Genomic DNA, 12,760 nt, shown 5'->3' with positions numbered 1-12,760 from the left:
CTGTTTTTTGATAAGCGGTTGATGTCTTGATGGCATTTAAAAAGAGGTATTGCTTAGGGCTCTCAATCTTCACCAATAAGATGCTGCAAGTTATGGGATAGAACCTTCACCTACGAAAAAAGCCAAGACCTGAGAAAAAAACAATGATTGAGGCAAGGGCTTCTGCTTTGAAAATCTCCGTTGGCTGTTTGGTTTCTACTGGTTGATAATTGGAGAAAATTAAGCCTCCTTTACCGCAACCATTACAAGATGGAAAAACATCCTTGCTGCTGCTTTTGACTTCTCTGAACATTGGCAAAAGTTCAAACAGGAGCTTAGCGCTGTTGGCGAGTGGTTTGGTAATGTCTGGGAGGGGTTTAAGCAAAGTCTCTCCAGCTTTTGGAGCTGGTTGGGCAGTTTTTTTGCCCGCGAAAAGCTCTCAGAAGAAGCCAAGGTGGGTATGGAACAGGCCGGAGAGGATCTAGCCAATGGGATTGTCGATGGCTTTCTGTCCTCCATCACAAAGTTGGCTGATTTTTTTAAATCTTTATCCGGTCGCATCAAAGGATGGATTGGTTCGATTGATATCTCCAACATGTTTCATTTGCCCAGTTGGCTTGGTGGCAAAACAGCTTTGCAGCCGATTGTACAATTTACAGGTCACCCGCAAACCAGCCCTGTGACAACGCAGGCAACGGACAAAAGCAAGCAGAGCGCATCCGTTTATCACCATCAAAATGTCACGGTGCATGTCAATGGGGCGCGTGATCCTCTTGCTACCGGCCGTGCGGTAAGTCATGCCCTCCAACGGGCAAAAGCCAATGCTTTTATCGGGCTGTCACGGCGAAAGTTTCTCCAAGACCTCGACAAAGATGCAACCGGCACATTAGTGCGCTTTTTTGATGTTTTAGCCAAATCCGAACAGGGTATGCGTTCCCTGATTGCCATTGCTGGGCGTGATTTTACCGGTGACTTTGCCAAATTGGTTGGCAATCCAGAATTGTTAAGCCAAGCGCTCGAATTTGTTAAAGACCCCAAAGTTTTTAAAGGCTCCGTAGAACAAGAAGCAGATAAACAAGCAACCGGTGCCATCCGGCAATTTGAACTTTTGCAAAACCGCATCGTGGCTTTGGGCATTACCATTGGCAACGTGTTGTTGCCCCATGTCAACAATTTGATGGAAAGTGTTGGCAATTTTATCAATGGTTTGATGGCATGGGCCAATGCCCATCCCGCCTTAACCAGTGCGATTGTCAAAACGATTAGCACCCTGATGGCTTTTAATATTGCTCTGCGGGTGTTGCGCTTTACCATGGCTGGCACACGCCTTGGTTTGCTTCAGTTGATGGGCTCTTTGATCAAAATTGGCGGTGTGAGTCGTGCCCTTAAAACCAATTGGCAAAGCTTAATCGCTTCATGGCGCTCTTTGGGACTTATGGCAGCAACTCTTGGTGGGAGCACGCTTCGTCTCTTGCGGCCCATGACTTTGTTGGTGGCAGCCTTTCGCGGGCTTATGGTCTTGAGTTCCGCCTTTGCTGCTGCTTTTGGCTGGGTTGGCACAGTGATAGAAGTGGTAGCAACAGGCATTGCTTCTGTTGTTGGTGCTGTTTTTTCCCCGATAGGGGCTTTGATTGCCGCTGTTGTGGCAGTAATCATGGCGGCTTGTTTTGCCTTGTGGAAATATTGGGATCGGTTTTCCTCTTTTGTCAAGGGTTTTGCTCGCGGGCTGGTCCATGCTTTTGGCCGTATCTTTGAAGCTGTCATGCGCTTTTTTGGTGCTGATACCGCAACCATTACAAGATGGAAAAACATCCTTGCTGCTGCTTTTGACTTTTCTCAAGCTTGGCAAAAGTTCAAACAGGGGCTTGTTGCTCTATCCCAATGGTTTGGTAATGTCTTAGAGGGTTTTAAGCAAAGTCTCTCCAGCTTTTGGAGCTGGTTGGGCAGTTTTTTTGCCCGCGAAAAGCTCTCAGAAGAAGCCAAGGTGGGTATGGAACAGGCCGGAGAAGATCTTGCCAATGGGATTGTCGATGGCTTTCTGTCCTCCATCACAAAGTTGACTGATTTTTTTAAATCCTTATCCGGTCGTATCAAAGGATGGATTGGTTCGATTGATTTCTCCAACATGTTTCATTTACCCAGTTGGCTTGGTGGCAAAACAGCTTTGCAGCCGATTGTACAATTTGCCGGTCACTCGCAAACCAGCCCTGTGACACCGCAGGCAACGGACAAAAGCAAGCAGAACGCATCTGTTTATCACCATCAAAATGTCACCGTGCATGTCAATGGGGTACGTGATCCTCTTGCTACCGGCCGTGCGGTAAGTCATGCCCTCCAACGGGCAAAAGCCAATGCTTTGCATGGCGGAACAGAATAAGGGGGAGGGAGAAGCAATGAGGGGAGAGAAGCAATGCAAGATCCTTTGATGATGCTAGGCCCGCATCAGTTTTATGTCGATTGGCTGAATTTCCAATCTTTTGAAGAAGAGTTCTCCGCCTCATGGGTGTCTATGGAGCGTTTTGGTAAAGCCCCCAGCTTGCAATTTACCGGCTATGGCAATGATGCCAAAACCATCCATGGCGTGTGGTTTCCAGTGCCCAGTTGGCTTGGTGGCAAAACAGCTTTGCAGCCAATTGTACAATTTGCCGGTCACTCGCAAACCAGCCCTGTGACAACGCAGGCAACGGACAAAAACAAGCAGAGCGCATCCGTTTATCACCATCAAAATGTCACGGTGCATGTCAATGGGGCGCGTGATCCTCTTGCTACCGGCCGTGCGGTAAGTCATGCCCTCCAACGGGCAAAAGCCAATGCCTTGCATGGCGGCACAGAATAAGGGGGAGGGAGAAGCAATGAGGGGAGAGAAGCAATGCAAGATCCTTTGATGATGCTAGGCCCGCATCAATTTTATGTCGATTGGCTGAATTTCCAATCCTTTGAAGAAGAGTTTTCCGCCTCATGGGTGTCTATGGAGCGTTTTGGCAAAGCCCCCAGCTTGCAATTTACCGGCTATGGCAATGATGCCAAAACCATCCATGGCGTATGGTTTCCAGAAGAGTTTGGTGATTGTATAGCCATTGATGCACTCACTATGACCATACGAGCAGCAAAACCGGTACAGATGCTTCGTTGGGTCAATGATATAAGCTATAGTGCCATATTCCATGGTCCCGTGGTGATCACCTCGATCACCAAAGACCACGATTATATCAGTCGCTCTGGTCAATCGCAGCGTATCCGTTATTCCATCAGTCTGTTGCCCTTTTTTGATGGGGGCAAACCGCAAGGATATTTCCAAGAGGGACGACAGCTATGAAGCTACCAGTAAAGCACATTGTTGTAGAGTTAGAAGATCTCAGTCTCGATCTGATTTGCTTTCAACATGCCATGGCGGTGTTAGGAGACCGTCAACAGGCTGGATTCTTAGAGGGCTATTTAGAAGCCACCTTGAGAGCCAATTCAGGGATTGCCCAATATGGTGCTGTTTTGCCACGGGGTTTAGAGATCACTTTGCCTGAATTTGTCTTTGTTCCTCCTCAAAGCAGAGTGAAGCGGTTATGGGATTAAGGCGGAGCACTCCTTTTATTGAGGTTAAGGTTGGAGAAAAAACCGTCCATGAGGTTTTCTACCAGCGTCTTCTTAGCGCCACCATTACCGATCATGCCGGCAATGAAGCCGATCGCTTTGAAGCGGAGTTTGATGATAGGGACAATGATTTAGAGGTTCCACAAAAGAACAGCACTCTGCAGGTGAAGTTTGGTTATCAGGACAGCATCAGTGCTGTTATGGGGCGTTTTGTTGTCGAATCGGTTGTCAGTATCGGGGGCAGTGATGGAGAGATTTTACGCCTTTGCGGCAAAAGCGCTTCGATGCGTGGCGAACTCAAAGAACAGACAAGTGAGCATTTTGACAATCAAACCATTGGTGAGATTGTCGAAAGCTTAGCCAAGCGTCATGGTTATCAAGCCAAAGTCGACCAAGAGTTTTATAGCAAAACCTTGCCTTATGTGGTGTGCACCAATCAGTCGACAATTGATTTTTTAACCCGCCTTGCGGAGCGTATGCAGGCACGTTTTTTTATCAAAGACAATAAGTTTTTATTTTTAAGCGGCAACAATTTACCGGCAATCACTCTTGCCAAGCATGATTGTTCCAGTTGGGAATTTACCCTCGAGCCACGCACCCAATATGGCAGCGTTGAATCAACCTATTTTGATCGCTCGCAAGGAAAACAGCTGTCTGTCAAATATCAAACGAATCTCCAAGGCCCCACACGGCGTTTGCGTGGTTGCTATCCTTGCAGAGAGGAAGCTTTGGCTGCTGCCGCATCAGAATCGGACCGGCTTTGTCGTGGTATGGGCAGTGGTTCTTTGGCTTTAGAGGGGCGTCCAGAAATCATGGCCGATCAACCTCTCATTTTGCAAGGGTTCCGCGAGCAAATCAATGGAGCATGGAAAGCCGCAACCGTCACCCACCGCTATGAGAAACAAAGCGGCTATACCACAGAAATCACCTTAGAGGCACCAGAAAAGGGAAACAGCCATGGGAAAAGTCAACCTCGTAGAATGCCGTGCACAAGAAAATCAAAAAGTAAAGTTTACCCTTTGATCGGTGATGCGCATGTGAATCAAAGTGGAAACATTGCACTTTGGTTTGCTGATGAGAAATAGGGTCAAGTTGACCGAATTATTTGTTATCATGCAATAGGTGCAAGTTGCCCCAATTGCTCAAGGAAGCGATAATGCATTTTTAAATCACAATATATAAAGTGTGAAGGGGATAAAAAATCAAAGGGTCAACTTGACCTTTTGATTGATGATGATAGGCATTTGAAGAAATTGGTGTAGGTTGTACCAAGTGCGTGAAGATGAGCAATAGGGTAATGTTTACCCAATTCCTTACACCAACAATAGTGCAAACATTGCACAATTGCATGCTAAAGAGCAATAGGGTCAAGTTGCCCCAATTGCTCAAATGCTTTTTCTCTTTTTAGTAATATGCTTGGGATAGGAAGAAACGATTATTCAATTCCCCTAAAAGAGGCAATAAATGACCTTTGAAAGGCCTTTGAAGACCCTTTGAGAGCCCTTTGAAAAAATGAAAATCCTTTGAAAATGAGGTTATTTTTACAAAATATGATGCAAATGATACAAAATTTGTTGGTCTCTGCATGCATATTTTATAGATTTTAGATGTCAAATAATGGGGTTATTGGAAGAGATGAATCATCTCAAATTGTGATTCTGGGTAGAGAAAAATAAGACTCATGAAAGAGGCTCTAAACACCTCTTAAAACTTCTTTGAGAATCGTCTAAAAAGACCTTTGAAAAAAATGAATTGCTGCAAAACCTAGTGGTCAAATTGTGCAAAACCTAGTGGCAAGCTACATTTCGAATAAGAGAATGGTAGCGGAGGAGGGATTTGAACCCCCGACACAAGGATTATGATTCCTCTGCTCTAACCTACTGAGCTACTCCGCCAAAACTAATAAATACAATTGTAAATTCTCCCATCTCTTGCGGATATAAGAGGTAGAATAGTAAGATGTCAAGCATCGTTTTTAAGCTTTTTACTTGTCATTCTATTTTATCCCCGATATGGAGTGAGTGGTAATATCTTTTTTTATATAAATGAGCAGGTAAGGTATAAAGATGTTGGCACGTGTAGCGGTTTTAGGATGTGGTCATTGGGGTGAAAATCATATACGAACACTCCACGGACTTGGCGCTTTAGTAGCGGTTTCTGATATGAATATTGAGCGTGCTGCAAGTTTTGCAAATATGTATGGCGTGGACCTTGTTGCACCTGGAGATCTTTTTACTCATGAAGATATTGATGCACTGGTATTGGCGTTACCGCCACAATTTCATACGGAAAATGCGTTGTGTGCTCTTAAGAATGATAAGGATGTGTTGGTTGAAAAACCAATTGCTTTAAACGTAGCAGATGCTGAGCATCAAGTTCAGCTTGCTGGTGAATACGGACGAGTTTTTATGGTGGGGCATATTTTGCGATTTCATCCGGCTTTTGAAAAAATGTGTGAATTGGTAGAAGAGGGAGAGCTGGGTGAGATACGCTATATCTACTCTCATCGATTAGGTTTTGGAAAATTTCATACACAGAGCGATGCTTTATGGGATCTTGCGCCTCATGATCTTTCAATGATTTTGGCTTTGACAGGATGTGAACCTTCTGAGGTTCGTGGTGAGGGGGCTTCTGTCATTAACCAGCTTTCTGATTTTGCTCATGTTCATATGATTTTTCCAAATGGTATACGGAGTCACTTGTTTACTTCACGTTTTAGCCCTTATCGTGAAAGGCGTTTAACTGTTGTGGGTACAAAGGCGATGCTGGTTTTTGATGATATGAAACCATGGAACCGTAAATTGGCATTGCAGCGTTTTGCTGTTTGGAAGCAGAATAAAGAATGGGCTTTTAACACGGATGCGTTGAATTATATTGATGTTTGTGAAAATTTGCCGCTTACTTGTGAATTGCAACACTTTCTTCATTGTATTGAGACGCGTCAATTGCCTCGCACAAATGGTGATGATGCTCTTGCTGTTTTACGCATTTTAACGGCTGCTAGTGTCAGTCATTCTTAAATAAAAGAGATCAGTAGTATTTTTGCATTGTTATGTTATCAATGGAGTTAATATGCAATTTATCGACCTTAGGGCGCAGCGTGCGCGTATTGAAGACAAAATTAATTCTACAATTGCACATGTAGTTGCCAGTGGTCAGTATATTTTGGGGCCAAAAGTAACAGAGTTTGAAGAGCGGTTGGCAGAGTATCTTGGCGTTAAACATGTGATTGCTTGCGCCAATGGCACTGATGCCTTGAAAATGCCTCTTATGGCCCGAAATATTGGTCCAGGTGATGCTGTTTTTTGTCCTAGCTTTACATTTTGTGCAACTGCTGAAGTTGTCGCTTTAGTTGGAGCCGAGCCTGTTTTTGTTGACGTCCTTCCTGATACATTTAATATTGATGTTGAGAAACTTCGTGAAGCAATAGAAATGATTAAAAAAGAGGGACGTCTAAAACCAAAGGCAATTATTGCTGTTGATTTGTTTGGTCTTCCTGCTGATTATATAGAAATTGCTAAAATAGCTGTACAGGAAAATCTTTTTGTTATTGAAGATGCTGCTCAATCTATGGGGGGAAAAAGCGGTAATATTATGTGTGGGGCTTTTGGTAATGTTGCTGCCACAAGTTTTTATCCCGCAAAACCTTTGGGGTGTTATGGCGATGGAGGCGCTATGATGACCAATGATGATAATTTGGCAGCACTTTTACGGTCTATTTTGTTTCATGGTAAAGGTGAAACCCAATATGATAATGTGCGTATCGGTATGAATTCACGTTTAGATACTCTTCAGGCTGCGATTTTGCTAGAAAAGCTTGTGATCTTTGAAGATGAGATGGAAAAGCGCGTGGCAATTGCTCGACGTTATTCCGATGGTTTAAGAGATGTTGTCACAGTTCCAGACGTGGAAGATAATGTGCGTTGTGCTTATGCACAATACACTATTAAGGGAGAAGAGCGTGATAAATTAAAGGAATATTTACAAAAGAAATCGATTCCGACAATGGTTTATTACACGACTCCATTGCATCAACAGCGAGCTTATAAACACTTTCCTTATGTAAAAAATTCTCTTTCTGTTTCTGAGTCTTTGGGAAATTGTGTTTTAAGTTTACCAATGTATCCTTATTTAACGACAACGGATCAAGATATGATTATCCAGCAAATCAGGGATTTTTATCATTCTTAAGGGAATGATTTTATTCTTAAAACTGTTTAATAGAGAGTTTCATTTTTAATTCTCTTCTTGGAAAAGACTTTTGATTTGTCATTTCAAAATAATGTCAACATTAGATTTTCTGTTAAGACAGAACAGCTTACTTTGCAAAGATGTCTTTTTAAATAATGCAGATTACGCATTGCCTCACGCTTTTGTTTGTCATGTTCTTTAATGGAGGCACGGCCCTCATGCAAAACAGAACGCCCCTCATGCAAAACAGAACGCCATTGGGTTGCCAATTCACGTGCTTGCTTTAAGACATTTCTTAAAGCACCAAAGCCCATTTCATGATGGTGTCCGTGAATGGTATAGCGATAAAGCCATTGAGCACAACCATCTTTACGCTTATGAAGGTACAAGCTGGCGCCATCATACTCTTTGTTAGCCCCCAATGTTGCGACAACCCTTGGTATTGAGACGATTCATAAGAAGCATTTTACCTCCTTTTTTAGAGTTTTTTTGCCTACACGATAGCCCCACTTATGATGTACAAATAAATGATTATGATTGATTGAACATAAAAGAACTTAAGATGAGAGAATCTTACAATATTCGGAGGCTAACCCAACACGTAAAACGATTAATTATCATTATAAACAATGCATTATCTAACATTATAAACAATGCATTATCTAACATTTTTACAGTTTAATAATGAGAATATCAGCATATTGACTTCAGTTATTTTTAAGGAAATTTATGTAAGGGGTGTTTTTTTGCTGGAGGTTATCTTTTCGCGAATACGTGATGCTAGATTGTTTTTGCTTTTAGAATTTTGGATCAATATGTTGATTGGGGACGCTTTACCCTCTTGTAATGCTATTTGAGCTGCTAATATTGCTGCTAATTCCTTTGTTTCTTCACGCAATTCATCCAAGAGTTGGCTGTTTGTTGTGGTGTCAAGCGTATTGGTTTGAATTTTTTGTAAAAGTTGCTGATAATGTACGATTTTTTCACGCATAGTTTGGATGTCCATGATGAAAGTGTTTGATGCGACAACATTTTGTTCGGTTGCGAGTGTTTCTTGTGGGGAGGAGGATATGTCTTGCGTGGGAAGACATAATTGATAAAACTGTTCGGTTATTTGGCTAAGTTGTATTTTCTGTTGAGCATATTTTTTTTGCAAAGAGTCGTATTTTTGCTCATTCCGGGTCCGTTCTACAGCATGTTTTGCACAAAGAAAATCATAGTTTGCTTGTATTTCAATGTGCGATAATGGAATTTGTACAGTAGCATATTTATGCGCAAAGTGAATGACTTTGCGCCAAATAAGAGGAGAAAAAAGCACGAGTAACCACGAAGTGCAAGCAACTCCAAAAATAAAAAAGAGAAACGATTGGATAAGCATAAATCCTCTTTTCAATAAGGGTTTGTTTTAAAATGGGTTCCATGTTGGTTTCGGTGTTAATTTTAAATATCCTACATTGATGCCAAGACGTGCACCAATTCCTGTTCGTATCGGAACTAACAAAACATTGTGGCGTTTGAGGACATGAAAACCAACACCTCCAATTAAATAGGCCGAACCAGAAAGACCACCATAGCGTCCCCATAAATTATTTATATGATTGAGATCATAAACTAAGATCATTAAACGAGAACCTTGTCCACCAAAATCCCATCCCACAGAGGGGCCTTGCCAAAAAACTTTGTGCTGACCATAGTTTTTGCTAAAAAGTGTTCCTTCGCCATAGGTTAATCCAGCAAAAAAAGCACCAGAAGCTTCTTCCCCTAAAATATAAGCATTTGGATAACCATATTGTGAAAAAATGTTTTGAATGGCTATTGCTATACTGCTAGCCGTTTTTCCAAAAAAACTATGACCAGAATCAATAATTTCTTGCAATGAATAATGAGGTTCGTTTTGTTCTATTGATTGAAGTTGAGCATTTGCACTATTAATGATGACGAATAAAAGGAAGATGATAGATACAATCTTTTTGTACCAGCGTGTTAGAAGAGAGAGAGACATAAAATTTTTCCTTTTATTGGTTACAAACAAAAAGATAATATTAGTATTTTCATTCTATTCAAATAAAAAATAAGATATGAGATTATTTAAACTATTGAATCTTTTTTAAAAAATTCTTTAGCATGATTTTTAAAATTCTATCTATGCATTGGATGTTAAGAATTTTTCTTTAAAATGAAGTTGATTTTTAAATTCTTGGAGTTCTCAAAATTATGACGTTAGCTGTTTCTTTGAAGCCTGCCGATCTTGCTGCTTTGCTTTGTAGCCGTATTTGCCATGATTTGGTTTCACCTGTTGGTGCTATTCAAAATGCGATGGAACTTTACGATGAAGGGGGGGCTGAAGAAGATGCTTTGCAATTGGTGCGTTGGTCCGTTGCCAGTGCTTGCGCACGTCTACAATTTGCGCGATTGGCTTTTGGTTTTTCAGGAGCAAATGGGGAAAAAATAGAAACACGTTCTGCTGAGCAGGTTGCGCAACAATATATGAAGGAAGAAAAAGCAATTTTAAATTGGCAAGCTCCTTCTTGGCTTTTACCAAAAAATGAAGTTAAACTTTTGCTTAATTTGTTATTGATTGCAAATGCAACAGCTTCTCGTGGAGGAGAAATCATTGTTATGATTTTACAGGACGAAAAAAAACGCTCTTTTCGCTTTAAAATTTCCGGTAAATCTCTACGTATTCCTCCTCATTTTATGGCATTTTATAAGAGAGAAACTCAAGAAAAAGATATCGATGCTCATGCTATCCAATTTTATTATACAGTGTTGCTTGCTGAGATGACAGATATGCAAATTAATATTGATGAAACTGAAAATTGTATTATTTTGGATACTGTAAAAAGCTTTGAATAAAATAAGATAGAGACGTTTAAGTTATGTCAAAAAAAGAAAGTTTAGATGTATTTGTAAGCAATCGGGTTACACCCGTAAAGAGGGATATTTGTTTTTCTGAGCTTTAAGCGTTCTTATATATAAGAGATTTTTTCATATACAAACCTTTTATTGCAACAGAGAAAAAATCTCGGCCCGCTACATTCCGAGATTTTACAATGTGCATTTTTACTGCTTAAGCGGTTTTACGTACGTTTTCTTCAACTGGATCACGTAAAACGTAACCACGTCCCCAAACTGTATCAATGTAGTTTACATGAGAAGAGATTGCTTCTAATTTCTTCCGGAGTTTACAGATAAACACGTCGATAATTTTAAGTTCTGGTTCATCCATTCCACCATAGAGATGATTAAGAAACATTTCCTTGGTGAGTGTCGTGCCTTTGCGTAGAGAGAGAAGCTCTAGCATCTGATATTCTTTACCAGTTAAATGAACGGGATGCCCCGCAACTTCGACTGTTTTTGCATCAAGGTTGACGGTGAGATCGCCTGTAACGATCACCGATTGTGCATGCCCCTTAGAGCGACGAACAACCGCATGAATACGTGCAATAAGCTCATCCTTATGGAAGGGCTTCGTCATATAATCATCCGCACCAAAGCCAAAGCCACGGACCTTATCTTCAATGGCATTCATACCAGAAAGAATGAGAACAGGAGTCTTTATCTTTGCTAATCGTAGAGTCCGCAAAACATCATATCCGGACATATCAGGAAGATTTAAATCAAGCAAAATGATATCATAATCATAAAGCTTCCCTAAATCGACACCTTCTTCACCGAGATCGGTGATATAGACATTAAAGTTTGCCGACTTTAACATTAACTCAATGCTTTGAGTCATCGCTTTATCATCTTCAATTAATAAAACGCGCATTTTAGATCCCTCACTTTGCCCCTCCGAATCAAAAGGAGCACTTTTGTTTTAACAGCTGGTAAACGGCTGTTATAAAAACAATTCATGAAATCAAACACTTAAAATAAAAGTGTCTATGAATATTTCAGCGGTACGCGTAACAATCACCACTGCGTCTCCCACTATCTATGATAGTGGTTAACAAAATATTTTTATTTTTGAAAGAGGTTATAAAATTATTTGAGAAAAATCACATATTTTTAACAAATCAAAAAAGAAAAAGTTTGTTCCTCTTCCTTACTTTAATTTTAAAAAACACCTTATAGAAGATTCTTTTAAAGTAGTTTTTACAATTTCAGTGTTTATTTACCGAGCTTTAAATCTCTTCATTCTATAGTTCTATAGTTTAGAGGAAAAGTAAAGAAAGAGTTATATCTCTTTAAAATAAGCGATGTGCAAGGACGCTTAGAGAAGATGAGCGATAGAATTGTAAATGAAAAATGGCTGTTTTCGTTAGAAAGGGTATAACTGAGGGGATCTGTAAAAGTATGAATGGAAGTTTTGAGTTGGCGTAATCGAGGAGTAGTAAGCATGAAGCCACGGAAAAGTATAATGCAATTGAGGATGTTTCAGGCGCGTGAAAAACGTCGTGAAATTGCACAGCTTGATATGATGATCGCAGAATTTGAGCGAATGGTGTTAGAACTGGAAGCGCAAATTATTAACGAAGAACGTAGATCTGGAAACAATGATGTTCACCATTTTGCTTATTCTGCCTTTGCTCGTGCTGCGCGGCAAAGGCGTGATAATCTTATAAATTCGATTCGTGATCTGCAGACTCAAAAAACAAATGCTGAAATGACTCTCCATGAAGTTAATACGGAGCTACAACACGCACAGCTTCTTGAGAAACGGGAAAAGAAGAGCGCAGTAGATGACGAGGGTCTTTTCATTCATTCTAACTCAATGACGGGATGATAAAGGCTATAGTTTGACAAAGAAAGCCTTTGAGAAAGTTGTATGCTAGCAATACATTGATTTATAATGATAATTCATCTTTTGCATGTTGAATGAGATCCCCGAATATTGTAAGATTCTCTCATCTTAAGTCCTTTTATCTTGAATCAATCATAATCATTTATGCACGTCATAAGCGGGATTCGTGTGGGTAAAAACTTTAAAAAAAGAAGTAAAAATGCCTCTTAATGAATCGTCTCAATACTAAGAGCCATTGCGATATTGGGGGCTGGCAAA

The 12,760-nt window shown here is 40.7% G+C and carries 11 protein-coding genes, 1 tRNA gene and 2 pseudogenes; 9 read left to right on the top strand and 5 right to left on the bottom strand.

What is annotated here, in order from left to right; translation table 11 throughout:
- Positions 1 to 238: 238 nt before the first annotated feature.
- The 5 genes and pseudogenes from NMK50_RS07080 to NMK50_RS07060 form a co-directional block, all read left to right on the top strand.
- Positions 239 to 2,356 (top strand): annotated as a pseudogene (locus NMK50_RS07080) (phage tail tape measure protein); the annotation flags it as partial.
- A gap of 33 nt (positions 2,357 to 2,389) precedes the next feature.
- Positions 2,390 to 2,815 (top strand): phage tail protein, encoded by a 426-nt coding sequence (locus tag NMK50_RS07075; protein ID WP_254769895.1) that lies wholly within the window; start codon positions 2,390 to 2,392, stop codon positions 2,813 to 2,815.
- Positions 2,816 to 2,848: 33 nt separating this feature from the next.
- Positions 2,849 to 3,295 (top strand): phage tail protein, encoded by a 447-nt coding sequence (locus tag NMK50_RS07070; protein ID WP_254769894.1) that lies wholly within the window; start codon positions 2,849 to 2,851, stop codon positions 3,293 to 3,295.
- Positions 3,292 to 3,546 (top strand): tail protein X, encoded by a 255-nt coding sequence (locus tag NMK50_RS07065; RefSeq protein WP_254769893.1) that lies wholly within the window; start codon positions 3,292 to 3,294, stop codon positions 3,544 to 3,546. The genes NMK50_RS07070 and NMK50_RS07065 overlap by 4 nt, the downstream gene beginning before the upstream one ends.
- Entirely contained in the window at positions 3,537 to 4,649 is a 1,113-nt protein-coding gene (locus NMK50_RS07060; protein WP_254769892.1) for a phage late control D family protein, read from the top strand. The genes NMK50_RS07065 and NMK50_RS07060 overlap by 10 nt, the downstream gene beginning before the upstream one ends.
- A 733-nt stretch (positions 4,650 to 5,382) precedes the next feature.
- Here the strand turns inward: NMK50_RS07060 and NMK50_RS07055 are convergent.
- Positions 5,383 to 5,459: transfer RNA gene (locus NMK50_RS07055), tRNA-Met, on the bottom strand.
- A 171-nt stretch (positions 5,460 to 5,630) separates the two neighbouring features.
- On the opposite strand from NMK50_RS07055, the gene NMK50_RS07050 reads away from it, so the two are divergent.
- Together NMK50_RS07050 and NMK50_RS07045 are read left to right on the top strand one after the other, a co-directional pair.
- Entirely contained in the window at positions 5,631 to 6,584 is a 954-nt protein-coding gene (locus NMK50_RS07050; RefSeq protein ID WP_254769891.1) for a Gfo/Idh/MocA family protein, read from the top strand.
- Positions 6,585 to 6,636: 52 nt separating this feature from the next.
- A complete protein-coding gene (locus NMK50_RS07045; RefSeq protein ID WP_254769890.1) occupies positions 6,637 to 7,755 on the top strand; it encodes a DegT/DnrJ/EryC1/StrS family aminotransferase in 1,119 nt (372 codons plus the stop codon).
- A gap of 146 nt (positions 7,756 to 7,901) precedes the next feature.
- Here the strand turns inward: NMK50_RS07045 and NMK50_RS07040 are convergent.
- The 3 genes and pseudogenes from NMK50_RS07040 to NMK50_RS07030 form a co-directional block, all read right to left on the bottom strand.
- Positions 7,902 to 8,220: pseudogene (locus NMK50_RS07040) on the bottom strand (Arm DNA-binding domain-containing protein); the annotation flags it as partial.
- 262 nt (positions 8,221 to 8,482) lie between these two features.
- Positions 8,483 to 9,133, bottom strand: coding sequence for a hypothetical protein (locus NMK50_RS07035; protein WP_254769888.1), 651 nt, complete (start codon positions 9,131 to 9,133; stop codon positions 8,483 to 8,485).
- A gap of 27 nt (positions 9,134 to 9,160) precedes the next feature.
- Positions 9,161 to 9,757, bottom strand: coding sequence for a DUF1134 domain-containing protein (locus NMK50_RS07030; RefSeq protein WP_254769887.1), 597 nt, complete (start codon positions 9,755 to 9,757; stop codon positions 9,161 to 9,163).
- A gap of 212 nt (positions 9,758 to 9,969) precedes the next feature.
- On the opposite strand from NMK50_RS07030, the gene chpT reads away from it, so the two are divergent.
- A complete protein-coding gene (gene chpT / locus NMK50_RS07025) occupies positions 9,970 to 10,611 on the top strand; it encodes a histidine phosphotransferase ChpT (protein WP_254769886.1) in 642 nt (213 codons plus the stop codon).
- Positions 10,612 to 10,825: 214 nt separating this feature from the next.
- On the opposite strand, the gene ctrA is transcribed toward chpT, so the two are convergent.
- The gene (ctrA, locus tag NMK50_RS07020) at positions 10,826 to 11,527 is read right to left on the bottom strand and encodes a response regulator transcription factor CtrA (protein ID WP_254769885.1); all 702 of its coding nucleotides are present in this window, start codon (positions 11,525 to 11,527) and stop codon (positions 10,826 to 10,828) included.
- 570 nt (positions 11,528 to 12,097) lie between these two features.
- Here ctrA and NMK50_RS07015 point away from each other — a divergent pair.
- Positions 12,098 to 12,484 (top strand): flagellar export protein FliJ, encoded by a 387-nt coding sequence (locus tag NMK50_RS07015; protein ID WP_254769884.1) that lies wholly within the window; start codon positions 12,098 to 12,100, stop codon positions 12,482 to 12,484.
- Positions 12,485 to 12,760: the final 276 nt, after the last annotated feature.

It is taken from the genome of Bartonella harrusi (assembly GCF_024297065.1).
Classification (GTDB): Bacteria; Pseudomonadota; Alphaproteobacteria; order Rhizobiales; family Rhizobiaceae; genus Bartonella; species Bartonella harrusi.
The sequence above is the reverse complement of the archived record's forward strand: the minus strand, read 5'-3'. Positions and strand labels throughout refer to the sequence as shown.

What these genes read in the sequence shown, in the direction of transcription:
- NMK50_RS07075 (WP_254769895.1), top strand. Translation starts at nt 2,390, where the DNA reads ATGCAAGATCCTTTGATGATGCTAGGCCCGCATCAGTTTTATGTCGAT.
- NMK50_RS07070 (WP_254769894.1), top strand. Translation starts at nt 2,849, where the DNA reads ATGCAAGATCCTTTGATGATGCTAGGCCCGCATCAATTTTATGTCGAT.
- NMK50_RS07030 (WP_254769887.1), bottom strand. Translation starts at nt 9,757, where the DNA reads ATGTCTCTCTCTCTTCTAACACGCTGGTACAAAAAGATTGTATCTATC.
- ctrA (WP_254769885.1), bottom strand. Translation starts at nt 11,527, where the DNA reads ATGCGCGTTTTATTAATTGAAGATGATAAAGCGATGACTCAAAGCATT.
- chpT (WP_254769886.1), top strand. Translation starts at nt 9,970, where the DNA reads ATGACGTTAGCTGTTTCTTTGAAGCCTGCCGATCTTGCTGCTTTGCTT.
- NMK50_RS07035 (WP_254769888.1), bottom strand. Translation starts at nt 9,133, where the DNA reads ATGCTTATCCAATCGTTTCTCTTTTTTATTTTTGGAGTTGCTTGCACT.
- NMK50_RS07060 (WP_254769892.1), top strand. Translation starts at nt 3,537, where the DNA reads ATGGGATTAAGGCGGAGCACTCCTTTTATTGAGGTTAAGGTTGGAGAA.
- NMK50_RS07045 (WP_254769890.1), top strand. Translation starts at nt 6,637, where the DNA reads ATGCAATTTATCGACCTTAGGGCGCAGCGTGCGCGTATTGAAGACAAA.
- NMK50_RS07065 (WP_254769893.1), top strand. Translation starts at nt 3,292, where the DNA reads ATGAAGCTACCAGTAAAGCACATTGTTGTAGAGTTAGAAGATCTCAGT.
- NMK50_RS07015 (WP_254769884.1), top strand. Translation starts at nt 12,098, where the DNA reads ATGAAGCCACGGAAAAGTATAATGCAATTGAGGATGTTTCAGGCGCGT.
- NMK50_RS07050 (WP_254769891.1), top strand. Translation starts at nt 5,631, where the DNA reads ATGTTGGCACGTGTAGCGGTTTTAGGATGTGGTCATTGGGGTGAAAAT.